The sequence below is a fragment of the Mycobacterium kyogaense genome (assembly GCF_003254575.1).
GTDB classification, from domain to species: domain Bacteria; phylum Actinomycetota; class Actinomycetes; order Mycobacteriales; family Mycobacteriaceae; genus Mycobacterium; species Mycobacterium kyogaense.
Genome location: NZ_QJUA01000025.1, coordinates 1 through 12,842 on the forward strand (window position 1 = coordinate 1; position 12,842 = coordinate 12,842).

Genomic DNA, 12,842 nt, shown 5'->3' on the forward strand with positions numbered 1-12,842 from the left:
CCAAACAAAAACTCCCGATACAAGACCGGGCAGAATCCGAATCAGAAAAATCCGATCACAAACACCAGAAACATCTGGCAAAAAAACGTTGCGCCCCCAAACGGGAAAATGCGGACACAACAAAAAAACAACAAACAAAAACCACCAAACACACTATTGAGTTCTCAAACAACATCGCCGTTTTCAGGCAACCCTGCCACTGTACTGCATGTGATCAGGGCGGTCAAGCTCCAACTTCAGGTCTTTCGACCGGGGTCATCGGCTTGTGAGGGAAATACTACGTGCTGTCGGCCAGACGCCCAAATCCCCAGCGCAAGAGGCCAAAACGGGCCGCGGAGACTAGCTGACGCGCTCGATCTCCGCGCCCAGACTGACGAGATTTTCCACGAACTTCGGATACCCGCGGTCGATGTGAAAGACGTCGTGCACCTCGGTGTCACCATCGGCCACCAGTCCGGCCAACACCAGACCCGCGCCCGCGCGGATGTCCGACGACCACACCGGGGCGCTCGACAGCTGCGGTATCCCCCGCACCACCGCGTGGTGACCGTCGGTGCGTGCGTCCGCACCCAACCGGATCATCTCCTCGACGAAGCGGAACCGCGCCTCGAACACGTTCTCGGTGATCATCGATGTCCCGTCGGCGATCGCGGCCAGCCCGATCGCCATCGGCTGCAAGTCGGTCGGAAAACCGGGGAACGGCAACGTGGCCACGTTCACCGCCTTCGGCCGTTCGTACTGGACCACCCGGAACCCGTCGTCGGACTGGGTCACGGTCGCGCCGGCATCGTGCAACTTGTGCAGGACCAGCTGCAGGTGCGCCGGATCCACCCCGGTGACGGAGATGTCCCCACGCGTCATCGCAGCGGCGATCCCCCACGTCGCGGCCACGATCCGGTCGCCGATGACGCGATGTTCGGTGGGATAGAGCCGGTCGACGCCGGTGATGGTCAACGTCGACGACCCGGCACCGGTGATCTGGGCACCCATCTGATTGAGCATCGTGCACAGATCCACGACGTCGGGCTCGCGCGCCGCGTTGTGGATCGTCGTCACGCCGTCGGCGAGAACCGCCGCCATCAGGATGTTCTCGGTGGCCCCGACCGATGGGAACTCGAGCTGGATCTCGGCGCCGTGCAGGTGGTCGGCTTCGGCCACCACACAGCCGTGCTCGATCGTGCAGCGCGCCCCGAGTTGGCGCAGTCCCGCCTGGTGCATGTCGAGCGGTCTCGACCCGATCGCGTCGCCTCCCGGCAACGCCACCTTGGCACGCTTGCACCGGCCGACCAGCGGACCCAGCACGCACACCGATGCACGGAACTGTCGGACCGCGGCGAAGTCTGCGTCGTACTTGGGCTCGTCCGGCGAGGTGATCCGGACGACGTCGCCGTCGAGATCGACCGTCGCTCCCAAGCCGCGCAGCACCTCGGCCATCAACGGGACATCGAGGATGTCGGGACAATTCGTGATGGTGCTCGTGCCCTCTGCCAGCAGCGACGCCGCCATCAGCTTCAAGACGCTGTTCTTGGCGCCTCCGACAGCCACCTCGCCTGCCAACCGGCTGCCGCCGGTCACCACGAAACGCTCACCCACGCGGTCAGTGTAAACAGCGCGATCATCCATGTCAGTCTCCGCAGACCGGGCCCCGTGAACGTCCCGTACGGTTTGGGCATGGCGGTACATCTGACGCGGATCTACACCCGGACAGGCGACGACGGGACCACAGGCCTGAGCGATTTCAGCCGGGTGTCCAAGAACGACCCGCGACTGGTGGCCTACGCCGACTGTGACGAGACGAACGCCGCCATCGGCGTCGCGGTAGCGCTGGGTCAACCCGGCGAGCGCGTCCTCCACGTGCTGCGACACATCCAGAACGATCTGTTCGATGCCGGCGCCGACCTGTCCACTCCCGTGGTCGACAACCCGCAGTACCCGCCGCTGCGAATCCAGCAGAGCTACATCGATCGCCTCGAGACCTGGTGCGACGAGTTCAACGAGCCGCTGCCCGCACTCAACTCGTTCATCCTGCCCGGCGGCACGGCGCTGTCGGCTCTCCTGCACGTGGCGCGCACGGTGGCGCGGCGGGCCGAGCGATCCGCATGGCTGGCGGTCGACGCACACGGCGATGCCATCAGCGCGTTACCGGCCAAGTATCTGAACCGGTTGTCCGACCTGCTGTTCATCCTGTCGCGGGTCGCCAACCCCGACGGCGCCGTGTTGTGGCACCCGGGCGGGCCGGCTCAGTAGCTGCGTCGACGCGCTCGCGGCGAGGGCCGCGATTCGACCCACGACGTGAACGCGGTCAGAGCACCGCGATCGAGGGCGATCTCGTATCCCCGTCCGCTGTCCGCCATGACGTCGCGAAGTTCCAGTACGACGATCTCGTCGGTCATGATGTCGAACTCGTCCCCGCGCGGAGACCGCCGAGACACCATTTCCAGGCCGCGGCGGCTCAGTGTCCGATCGGGCCACCACCGAAGGCTCGACAGCCGGTAGAACTGCGCCTCGCCACCGCGGTACCGCATCACGCCGTGCCGCCATCCATGGCCGCCCACCGCAGGAACGTCACGCAGGATCGCCGCGGTGCCGCCGACCTGGCGCAGTTTCCACAACCGGTAGCTCAACGCGATGACGGCCAGCAGGAGCACGCTGACCAGCGCGACCATGAACAACATGGACGCGCTCATCGCCGGTCAGTCCAGCTGGCCCAGGGCGCGCAGCCGCGCCCTGCCCCACGCCGCCGTCCGGTCGTCGTCGGACTCCGAGTCCTGCTTGGCCTCGTCGGCATTGATCTCCGACTCGAACTGCGCGTTCTCGACCAGGATGCGAACGGTTTCCTCCGTCACCGACAGGAAGCCGCCGTCGACGGCGATCCGCAGATCGTCCTCACCGTCCCGCTCGACTCGCACCATCGCGTCATCGACGAGCTGGGCAACGAGCGGAATGTGCCGGGGCAGGATGCCGATCTCACCGGCGGTGGTGCGCGTGAACAGGAAGGACGCCTCGCCCTTCCACAGTTCACGCTCGACGGCGACGATCTCGACGTTCATCTCCGCCATGTCACACCACCTTCTTTTCTGCCGTCAGAGAGCTCATCACAACTTCGCGCCGAGGCTTTCGGCCTTCTTCGCCAGGTCGTCGAGACCGCCGATCAGGAAGAACGCCTGCTCGGGCAGGTGATCGAAGTCGCCCTTGGTGAGCTTGTCGAAGGCCTCGATGGTCTCCTTGAGCGGCACGGTCGAGCCCGGCTGACCGGTGAACTGCTCGGCCGCCATCATGTTCTGGCTCAGGAAGCGCTCGATACGACGCGCCCGGTTCACCAACTGCTTGTCCTCTTCGGCGAGTTCGTCGATACCGAGGATGGCGATGATGTCCTGAAGATCCTTGTAGCGCTGCAGGATTCGGATGACTTCCTGGGCGACGCGGTAGTGCTCGTCACCGACGACGGCCGGGTCGAGGATCGTCGAGGAGGAGGCCAGCGGGTCCACAGCCGGGAAGATGCCCTTCGAGAACACCGTACGAGAGAGCTCCGTGGTGGCGTCCAGGTGCGCGAACGTGGTCGCCGGCGCCGGGTCGGTGTAGTCGTCGGCGGGCACGTACACGGCCTGCATCGAGGTGATGGACTTGCCGCGGGTCGAGGTGATGCGCTCCTGGAGCTCACCCATCTCGTCGGCCAGCGTGGGCTGGTAGCCCACGGCGGACGGCATACGGCCCAGCAGCGTCGACACCTCGGAACCGGCCTGCGTGAACCGGAAGATGTTGTCGATGAACAGCAGCACGTCCTGGCCCTGCTCGTCGCGGAAGTACTCGGCCATGGTCAGCGCCGACAGGGCCACACGCATACGCGTGCCCGGCGGCTCGTCCATCTGACCGAACACCAGCGCGGTGTCCTTGAGCACGTTGGCGTCCTCGAGCTCGACCCACAGGTCGTTGCCCTCGCGGGTGCGCTCACCCACGCCGGCGAACACCGAGGTACCGCCGAAGTTACGGGCGATACGGTTGATCATCTCCTGGATGAGCACGGTCTTGCCCACGCCGGCGCCACCGAACAGGGCGATCTTGCCACCGCGCACGTAGGGAGTGAGCAGGTCGACGACCTTGAGGCCCGTCTCGAGCATCTCGGTGCGGGGCTCGAGCTCCGAGAAGGCCGGGGGCTTGCGGTGGATCGACCAGTGCTCGAAGTCCTTGCCGTAGCCGGGCTCGTCGAGGCAGTCACCGAGGGCGTTGAACACGTGGCCCTTGACGCCGTCGCCGACAGGCACCGAGATCGAGTTACCGGTGTCGGTCACCTCGACGCCGCGGACGAGACCGTCGGTGGGCTGCATCGAGATGGTGCGCACCAGATTGTCACCGAGGTGCTGCGCGACCTCCAGGGTCAGCGTCTTCGACAGCTCCTTGTAGGAGATCTCGGCGTGCAGCGCGTTGAACAGCTCGGGCACGGAACCGCGGGGAAACTCCACGTCCACAACCGGGCCGGTGATACGAACCACGCGACCGGTGGTCTCCTTGGTGCTTTCCTTGGACTTCTCTTCTACGGGTGCGCTCATTTTCTATCGCTTCCTAACCGATGCTGCTGGAGGTCATTTGGCGTCGGCCAGCGCGTTGGCGCCGCCGACGATCTCGCTGATTTCCTGGGTGATCTGCGCCTGACGCTCGCGGTTGGCCGCCAGGGTGAGGGACTTGATCAGATCGTCGGCGTTGTCGGTGGCCGACTTCATGGCCCGTCGGCGTGATGCCGACTCCGAGGCCGCCGCCTCGAGCAACGCGGCGTAGACGCGGGTGGCCACGTAGCGCGGCAGCAGGGCGTCGAACAACGTCTCGGCGTTGGGCTCGAACGTGAACAGGGTGCGGGGGCCGTCCTCCGGACGGTCGTCTTCGACGTACTCGACGACCATCGGAGCGATCCGGCGCGCCGCCGCGCTCTGCGACAACATCGACTTGAACTCGGTGAACACGATGTGGAGTTCGTCCACGCCGAGGACTCCGTCGGCGCCGGCGTCATCACCGTCGTCGTCAGCCCCGGCCATGAACGCAGACACCAGGGTCTCGGCGATCTCCTTGGCGTTCTCGTAGTCGGGCCGCTCGGAGAAGCCGGTCCAGGACTCGACGACATCGCGCTGACGGAAGTTGTAGTAGCCCAACGCCTTACGTCCGACGACGTAGAGCACGGGCTCCTTCCCCTCGTCACGCAGCAGGGCGAAGAGCTCCTCGGACTGCCGCAGCACGTTGGCGTTGTACGCCCCGCACAGACCACGGTCCGAGGACACCACCAACACACCGGCCCGACGACGGTTCTCCCGCTCGACGAGCAGCGGGTGATCCAGCGCGCTGGCACTGGCCAGCTCGGTCAGCATGTTGGTGATCTCGGTGCTGTAGGGCCGAGCCGCCTCGACTCGGGCCTGCGCCTTCGAGATTCGCGAGGTCGCGATCAGCTCCTGTGCCTTGGTGATCTTCTTGATCGACCCGGCGGAACGGATGCGCCCCCGAAGCTCGCGCAGTGTTGCAGCCATCTAGCTCTCCAGACCCTTTCGGTCCAACGTCGTTGTCGGTCTTACTTCTTGGCCGGCTTGCGGACCTTGACGGACTCTTTCTCGACGTCCTCTTCGTCCATCGCCTCGGTCTTGTCGTCAACCGCGACCGAGCTTCCGTCCGTGGCGGAGAAGCCCTTCTTGAACTCGTTGATGATGTCGCTGACCTTGTCCTGCTCCTCTTCCGGGAACTTCTTGCTTTCCCGGATGCTCTCGAGGATGTCGCTGTGGGAGCCCTTGATGTGCTCCAGCAGCTCGGACTCGAAGCGCGCAACGTCTTCCACCGGAACCGAGTCGAGGTGGCCACCGGTGCCGAGGAAGATCGCGATGACCTGATCCTCGACCGAGTACGGGGTGTACTGGGGCTGCTTGAGCAGTTCGACCAGACGGGCACCGCGGTCCAGCTGGGCCTTCGAGGCTGCGTCCAGATCCGAGGCGAACGCGGCGAACGACTCGAGCTCGCGGTACTGCGACAGCTCCAGACGCAGCGAGCCCGCCACCTCTTTCATCGCCTTGATCTGGGCGGCGCCACCGACGCGCGACACCGACACACCGACGTTGATGGCCGGGCGCACACCCTGGTTGAACAGGTCGGACTCCAGGAAGCACTGGCCGTCGGTGATCGAGATGACGTTGGTGGGGATGAACGCCGAGATGTCGTTGGCCTTGGTCTCGATGATCGGCAGACCGGTCATCGAGCCGCCGCCGAGCTCGTCGGACAACTTCGCGCAGCGCTCGAGCAGCCGCGAGTGAAGGTAGAAGACGTCACCCGGGAACGCCTCGCGGCCTGGCGGACGGCGCAGCAGCAGCGAGATCGCACGGTAGGCGTCGGCCTGCTTGGTCAGATCGTCGAACACGATCAGCACGTGCTTGCCGTCGTACATCCAGTGCTGGCCGATGGCCGAACCGGTGTACGGCGCCAGCCATTTGAAGCCGGCCGCGTCAGAGGCGGGGGCCGCGACGATGGTGGTGTACTCCATCGCGCCACCCTCTTCGAGGGCCCGCTTCACCGAGGCGATCGTGGTGCCCTTCTGGCCGATCGCGACGTACACGCAGCGCACCTGCTTGCTCGGGTCGCCGCTCTCCCAGGCCTCGCGCTGGTTGAGGATCGTGTCGACCGCGACCGCGGTCTTGCCGGTCTTGCGGTCACCGATGATCAGCTGGCGCTGGCCGCGGCCGATCGGGGTCTGGCTGTCGATGGCCTTGATACCGGTCTGCAGCGGCTCCGAGACACCCTGGCGCTGAACCACCGAGGGTGCCTGCAGTTCGAGCGCGCGCCGGGCGTCGGCCTCGATGTCGCCCTGGCCGTCGATCGGCTCCCCGAGCGGGTTGATGACGCGGCCCAGGAACTTGTCGCCGACGGGCACGGAGAGCACCTCGCCGGTGCGCTTGACCTGCTGGCCCTGTTCGATCTTCTCGAACTCACCGAGGATCACGGCGCCGACCGTGTGCTCGTCGAGGTTCAGTGCGACGCCGAGGACGCCGCCGGAGAACTCGAGCAGTTCCTGGGTCATGACCGAGGGCAGGCCTTCGACGTGAGCGATGCCGTCGCCCGCGTCGATGACCGTGCCGATCTCTTCACGGTCGGAGTCGGCGGCGAAGGAGGAGACGTAGTCCTCGATCGCGCCCTCGATGTCAGAAGCCGAGATTGTCAACTCTGCCATGGGTTCGTCTTCCTACCTTCGTGTTTCGTTGCTGGGAGTTCTGGGCCGGTCAGTCCGGCAGGCCCGTGCGGGCCGCCGCCAACCGGGAGGAGATGGAGCCGTCGATGACCTCTTCGCCGACGGTGATGAGGAGCCCGCCGAGGATCTCGGGATCGACGTCGAGCTGCACCGACACGTCGGTGCCGTAGATGCGGCTGAGGACTTCGGTGAGACGCGTGCGCTGCTCGTCGCTGATTTCGCTCGCCGCAGTGACCTCTGCTACCGCTTCACCGCGGCGGGACACCGCCAACTCGGCGAGATCGGCGACGGCTGCGTCGGCGAGCCCACCGCGCAGCAACCGGACAGTCTGAGCCAGCAGCGCCGCGGTGGTGTCGTTGACTCCCCCGCCGCCCTCAAGAACCTTGTTCAGCAGCTCGATCCGCTCGTCTGCGGGCACCGTCGGATCGGACAGCAACCGGTTCAGGCGCGATTCCGCGTCGAGCACCCGGCCCACGCGGAACAGCTGCTCTTCGACCTCTTCGCTCTGACCGTTGCGCTCGGCGCGCACAAGCAGGGCGAGCCGGGCCACGTGCTCGAGGGCGTCGACGAGGTTGCTGTCGGTCGACCAGCGCTGCGCCACAGCGGTTTTGAGTAGATCAACCGAGCCCTGCGCGAGCTTGTCGGCGAACAGCCGCTCGACCAGTTGCTCCTTGGCGGCGGGCTCGTCGGTGGGCTCGGCGAGGTGAGTGTTGAGCGCATGCTCCTTGGTCAGCAGTTCGGCGACCGAGGTCAGCTCGTCGGCGAGCGTCGTCAGAGTATCCGCGTCGGCACCGTCGGCGACCGATTCGAACTTCTTGACGAGTTCGGCGAGTGCCTCACGGCTGGCGGCACGCAGGTTGAGCGGAGCGCCGGCCTCGAGGACCGCCGGGGACGGTGCCATGTCGTCGAGCTGGTCGAGGAACCGGTCCACCGATGCGGCCTGCGCATCGGCGTCGGCGAGATGGTCACGGATGACCTGCTCGGCCTTGGCCACCGATTCCATGCCGAGCTGCTGACGCAGCCCGCGGATGGTCTGCTGACGAAGCAGCGAAACCTGTTGATCACCTTGCGCTTTGATGCGCTCGGCTTCAGTGCCGGCCTGCTCGCGCAGCTGTTCGGTGATCCGGGACGAGTCGGCACGGGCCTCCTCGGTCAGCTTCTCACCACGGCTCTTGGCTTCCTCGACGGCCTTGGCGTGCTCCGCATCGGCGTTCGACAGCTTGTCGGCAGCGGCCTTGCTCTCCATGAGCGCGGCGCGCACCGCCTCCTGCTGGGTGTTCATCAGCTTGCGGACCGGCGGGACCACCCATTTGACGATGATCGCCACGATGATCACGAATCCGACCAGCTGTCCGATGAAGGTGGACATCAGCGCCTCTCGCTCGCAGTGCCGTTGACGTCGACGCCGAGGATGCGGCCGGCCAGGGTGGCCGACAAGCCGTCGACCGACGACTGCAACTCCTCGTTGGTCGACGCCGCGTTGCGCTCCAGCTCGGCGTTGGCCGACTGCAGCTTCTCCGACACCTCGTTACCGGCCTCGGCCCTGGCCTCGTCGACCGTTTGGCGACCCTCTGCGCGGGCCTCGTCGCGGATCGACGCTGCCTCGCTGCGGGCCTTGGCCATGGTCTCTTCGTAGTCCGCCTGGGCAGCCGCCGTCAGCTCGGCGGCTTTCCGGTTGTCGGCAGCGGTCTTGGCCAGCATTGCCTCGCGCTCGGCCAAGACCTTGCTCACCGGCGGCACCACCCATTTCCAGATCACGCCGAGCACGATCAGGAAGATGAGCAGGACGAAGAAGAAGGTGCCGTTGGGGATCAGGAAGTTGCTGGTCCCCCCGCCTCCTTCTTCGGCTGCCAAGACCCGTGCGGTGGTTTCACCCATGACGACGAGTTAGCCGCCGACCGGGGTGGCGAACACGAACAGCGCCATGAAGGCCAGGTTGATGAAGTAGGCCGCCTCGACCAGACCAACCGTGATGAAGAACGGGGTGAACAGCCGACCCTGCGCCTCCGGCTGCCGGGCGATGCCCGAGATCAGGGCGTTACCGGCGATACCGTCGCCGATGCCTGCGCCGATCGCGCCGCCGGCCATGATCAGACCACCGCCGATGAGCGCGCCTGCAGCGATAGTGGGATCCATTACTTATCCTCCTTGATAACTGGCTCTCGGTTGTCGCCAGGTTCTGTTGGGTCTAACGGGTAGTGCTGGTCTCAGTGCGCGGTAGCCGCGTCTTTCTTCGCGTGGTCGGAATCATGGTTCGAGTCGTGATCGTCGTGGTCGAGCTCCATCGACTGCCCGAAGTACAGGATCGTCAGTAGAGCGAAGATGAACGCCTGGATGAGACCGATGAAGAGGTCGAATGATTTCCAGAGGGCGTTGGGCAGCCAGAGAATCCAAGCCGGGAACAGCGCGATCAGGCCGACCATGATGCCGCCGGCGAAGATGTTGCCGAAGAGTCGCAGCGACAGCGAAATCGGCTTGGCGATCTCCTCGACGATGTTGATCGGGGCGAGGAAGGCGACGTGGCCTTTCGCGACCTTGATGGGGTGGCCGATGATGCCTCGGCGCCAGACGCCTGCGGCGTGGTAGCAGAGGAACACGAACAGCGCCAGCGCCAGCACGAAGTTGATGTCCGAGGCGGGCGGCTTGATGAGTTCGGTGGTGACGCCCTCGGAATTGGTGTACTGCACCGGTAGCACCGACAGCCAGTTGGCGAACAGGATGAAGCAGAACAGCGCCACCGCCAGCGGCAACACGAACGGCGCTATCCGCATCCCGATCGCGCTCTCCACCTGGGCGCGCAGCTGGATGGTGATCGCTTCGAAGAACAGCTGGACGCGGCCGGGGACACCCGTCGAGGTCACCTTGGCGCGCAGGAAGAACGCCAGCGCGATGACGATGACGCCGGCGATGGCGGTCGACAGCACGGTGTCCACGTTGACCGTCAGGCCGAACCACTTCTGTTCGATGTGGTGACCAACCTCGAGGGCGAGCACGCTTTCAGTCATCTACGAATCAGTCCTTGAGCTATCCGTCGGTGGGCGTCGAGGTGTCAGCAGCGGGGGTCGCGGCGTCGGGATCGCCGGCGCGCAGCTTTTTGAGAACGGGCAGGGAGGTGCTCATGACGAGAACCACCTGGAACAGTGCCAGACCGAACAGCACGCCGAGGCCCATCGGTCGGAACACGAACGCGATGGTGAGTCCGACGACGGTGATCGCCAGCAGCCGGGACGCGGAGTTCAGCGCCATCTTCTTCTTCAGCGGATGGTCGCCCGCGGTGATCGAATCGACCGCGCGACGCACCAGCAGAGCATTGGTCAGGCCCAGCGCCATACCGATCGCGAAGAACGCGCCGAACAGGGGGTAGCCGACGAGCGCCGCGGCGACCGTGACGAGGCCGGAGACGGCCGCACAGATCACGAGCAGACGAACCGGCCGGAAGGCCACGGAGGGGAACACCAACGGCGCGTCCTGCGCTGGCGTCGTCACTGCGTCACCTCAATCCCGCGGTCATGTCGTGTGAGCGTCGTCTCGTTGATCCTGTGAGCGTCCGTAGCGTATCGGAGTGCGACGGGCGCGCGGGAATCACCCAAGAAGAAGCTCCTGAATCAGTCGATCTGTCGGTCGCGTGTCCGCCCCGATCGCCTCCCAGAAATCCTGGGAACCAATGGTTCGGAGGCCGGCAACCCGCGAGGTTTTTTCGGGTTCTAACTGAACCCTAACACATGGTGAGAGCCCCAAAAGGGGCCCTACTACTTTTTGTCGTATATCCGGTTCGCGGGCCCGTCGACGACGTCCTGACCGTCGGTGTCGCGCCGCCTCAGCAACGGAATCAGCGTCACCACGCCGGCCACCACGATGGCGCCGGCCATCACCGCGGCGGTGTGGCGCGGATCGAAGAAGATCGTGCTCGCCGCTCCGAGCGCGACGATGCCCACCCACAAGTAGATGAGCAGCACCACCCGCCGGTGTGAATGGCCGATCTCGAGCAGGCGGTGATGCAGGTGCATCTTGTCCGGGCTGAACGGGCTCAGGCCGGCCCGGGTCCGGCGGATGATCGCGAGCAGCATGTCCAGCGCAGGCACGAACATGACCGCGACCACGAGCAGGAACGGTGACAGCAGGGCGAACACGTCGCGCGCACCGTAGGCCGTCTGCGAGATCGGCCCCGCCGCGGTGGTGGAGGCCGCCGCGAGCATGAGCCCGATCAGCATCGACCCGGAATCGCCCATGAATATCCGCGCCTTGTGGAAGTTGTGCGGCAGGAAGCCCAGGCATGCACCGGCCAACACCACCGAGATCACGGCGGGCGGATAGAACAGCACGTCGCCGCCGTGGTCGTGCAGCAGCCCGACCGAGAAGATGCAGATGGCAGACGCGGTGATCAGCCCCAGACCGGCCGCCAGACCGTCGAGGCCGTCGACGAAGTTCATCGCGTTGACGATGGCGACGGTCAGCGCGAGCGTGAGCAGGATGGACGCGACCTGGTCGAGCACGATGGTGCCGACCCCGCCGATCGGGATGTAGAGCACGCTCCACGCCACACCCATCGTGACCATCACGCTGGCCGCGGTGATCTGACCGGCGAACTTGGTCAGCGCGTCGAGCCCCCACCTGTCGTCGATCAATCCGACCACCATGATCAGACCACCTGCCACGACGACGGCCGGCAGACCCGATGAGTACACGAAGCCGCGCGTCAGCGCAGGCAGCTGGGAGGCGAGCAGGACGGCGAAGACGACGCCCGCGTACATGGCCAGCCCGCCCATCCGCGGCGTCGGCTGCATGTGCACGTCGCGTTCGCGCGGATAGGCGACCGCACCCCAGCGGGTGGCGAGCACCCGCACCCAGCCGGTGGCCAGATAGGTGATGATCGCCGCTGTCAGACCGACCAGGGCCAGCTCGCGCAGCGGCACCCCCGCCCCACGGTCGGTGAGTGCCAGCAGCGTGGTGGACATGATCAGTCCGTGATCGCCGTCAGCGATGCGGCCTCGACGCCGAGCACACCGGCGACGGCGTCGACAGAGACCGGACCCTGCCGCAGGACGCGGGGATGCGCGCCGGTGAGGTCGACGATGGTCGACGCCGCCTGCTGTTCGGCCGGACCACCGTCGAGGTAGACCTCGACGAGGTCACCGAGTTGTTCGCGGGCCTGCTGGGCGCTGACGGACGCGGGACGCCCGGAGATGTTGGCGCTCGACACCGCGAGCGGTCCGACCTCGCGCAGCAACTCGATCGCGACGGGGTGCAGTGGCATGCGCAGCATCACGGTGCCGTTCGCATCGCCGAGATCCCACTGCAGTGACGGGGCCTGACGGACCACGAGGCTCAGCGCGCCGGGCCAGAACGCCCGGATCAGTTCCTTGGCGCTCTGCGGCACCGAATAGACGAGGCCGTCGATGGTGTGCCACGAGCCGACCAGCACCGGGACCGGCATGTCACGCCCCCGCCCCTTGGCGGCGAGCAGCGCTGCGACCGCGGCGCTGTCGAAGGCGTCGGCTCCGATGCCGTACACGGTGTCGGTGGGCATCACCACCAAGCGGCCGCCCTTGAGGGCGCTGATGGCTGACGCGATCCCGATCTCACGCTGACCGGGGTCGTCGCAGTCGAACATCTCGCTCACGTTGGCCAGCCT

General features: G+C 66.0%; 15 protein-coding genes. 2 read left to right on the forward strand and 13 right to left on the reverse strand.

The features are described 5' to 3' along the window. Positions 1 to 269 (forward strand): hypothetical protein (locus tag DMB80_RS28400; RefSeq protein WP_205538739.1); only part of this gene is annotated, 269 nt, incomplete at its 5' end. A 70-nt stretch (positions 270 to 339) separates the two neighbouring features. Here the strand turns inward: DMB80_RS28400 and murA are convergent. After that, on the reverse strand, positions 340 to 1,593 hold the full coding sequence (murA, locus tag DMB80_RS17045; protein ID WP_111510947.1) for a UDP-N-acetylglucosamine 1-carboxyvinyltransferase: 1,254 nt from the start codon (positions 1,591 to 1,593) through the stop codon (positions 340 to 342). Between the two features lie 78 nt (positions 1,594 to 1,671). Between murA and DMB80_RS17050 the strand changes: the two genes are divergently transcribed. Next, positions 1,672 to 2,247 carry a cob(I)yrinic acid a,c-diamide adenosyltransferase gene (locus DMB80_RS17050; protein ID WP_111510996.1) on the forward strand — a complete coding sequence of 192 codons (576 nt, stop codon included), beginning with the start codon at positions 1,672 to 1,674 and terminating at the stop codon, positions 2,245 to 2,247. Here DMB80_RS17050 and DMB80_RS17055 read toward each other — a convergent pair. The 12 genes from DMB80_RS17055 to DMB80_RS17110 form a co-directional block, all read right to left on the reverse strand. After that, entirely contained in the window at positions 2,241 to 2,687 is a 447-nt protein-coding gene (locus tag DMB80_RS17055; protein ID WP_162938581.1) for a DUF2550 domain-containing protein, read from the reverse strand. The two genes, DMB80_RS17050 and DMB80_RS17055, sit on opposite strands and share 7 nt — an antisense overlap. Positions 2,688 to 2,693: 6 nt before the next feature. Further along, complete coding sequence (locus DMB80_RS17060) at positions 2,694 to 3,059, reverse strand: F0F1 ATP synthase subunit epsilon (protein WP_046361392.1); 366 nt, start codon at positions 3,057 to 3,059, stop codon at positions 2,694 to 2,696. A 36-nt stretch (positions 3,060 to 3,095) separates the two neighbouring features. Continuing rightward, positions 3,096 to 4,547, reverse strand: a complete 1,452-nt coding sequence (gene atpD / locus DMB80_RS17065; protein ID WP_111510948.1) for a F0F1 ATP synthase subunit beta — start codon at positions 4,545 to 4,547, stop codon at positions 3,096 to 3,098. 33 nt (positions 4,548 to 4,580) lie between these two features. Further along, positions 4,581 to 5,510 (reverse strand): F0F1 ATP synthase subunit gamma, encoded by a 930-nt coding sequence (locus DMB80_RS17070; protein WP_111510949.1) that lies wholly within the window; start codon positions 5,508 to 5,510, stop codon positions 4,581 to 4,583. A 41-nt stretch (positions 5,511 to 5,551) separates the two neighbouring features. Beyond that, complete coding sequence (atpA, locus tag DMB80_RS17075) at positions 5,552 to 7,192, reverse strand: F0F1 ATP synthase subunit alpha (RefSeq protein ID WP_111510950.1); 1,641 nt, start codon at positions 7,190 to 7,192, stop codon at positions 5,552 to 5,554. A 49-nt stretch (positions 7,193 to 7,241) separates the two neighbouring features. Then, the gene (locus tag DMB80_RS17080; protein ID WP_111510951.1) at positions 7,242 to 8,579 is read right to left on the reverse strand and encodes a F0F1 ATP synthase subunit B/delta; all 1,338 of its coding nucleotides are present in this window, start codon (positions 8,577 to 8,579) and stop codon (positions 7,242 to 7,244) included. After that, the gene (locus DMB80_RS17085; RefSeq protein ID WP_111510952.1) at positions 8,579 to 9,088 is read right to left on the reverse strand and encodes a F0F1 ATP synthase subunit B; all 510 of its coding nucleotides are present in this window, start codon (positions 9,086 to 9,088) and stop codon (positions 8,579 to 8,581) included. The genes DMB80_RS17080 and DMB80_RS17085 overlap by 1 nt, the downstream gene beginning before the upstream one ends. Positions 9,089 to 9,097: 9 nt before the next feature. Next, positions 9,098 to 9,346, reverse strand: a complete 249-nt coding sequence (locus DMB80_RS17090; RefSeq protein ID WP_046361386.1) for a F0F1 ATP synthase subunit C — start codon at positions 9,344 to 9,346, stop codon at positions 9,098 to 9,100. A gap of 71 nt (positions 9,347 to 9,417) precedes the next feature. After that, positions 9,418 to 10,215: a F0F1 ATP synthase subunit A gene (gene atpB / locus DMB80_RS17095; protein ID WP_111510953.1), complete on the reverse strand. Its 798-nt coding sequence runs from the start codon at positions 10,213 to 10,215 to the stop codon at positions 9,418 to 9,420. Positions 10,216 to 10,234: 19 nt separating this feature from the next. After that, positions 10,235 to 10,696 carry an ATP synthase subunit I gene (locus tag DMB80_RS17100; RefSeq protein WP_111510954.1) on the reverse strand — a complete coding sequence of 154 codons (462 nt, stop codon included), beginning with the start codon at positions 10,694 to 10,696 and terminating at the stop codon, positions 10,235 to 10,237. Between the two features lie 263 nt (positions 10,697 to 10,959). After that, positions 10,960 to 12,165 (reverse strand): glycosyltransferase family 4 protein, encoded by a 1,206-nt coding sequence (locus tag DMB80_RS17105; RefSeq protein WP_111510955.1) that lies wholly within the window; start codon positions 12,163 to 12,165, stop codon positions 10,960 to 10,962. Positions 12,166 to 12,167: 2 nt separating this feature from the next. Further along, a complete protein-coding gene (locus DMB80_RS17110) occupies positions 12,168 to 12,830 on the reverse strand; it encodes an L-threonylcarbamoyladenylate synthase (RefSeq protein ID WP_046361382.1) in 663 nt (220 codons plus the stop codon). Between the last annotated feature and the right edge of the window lie 12 nt (positions 12,831 to 12,842).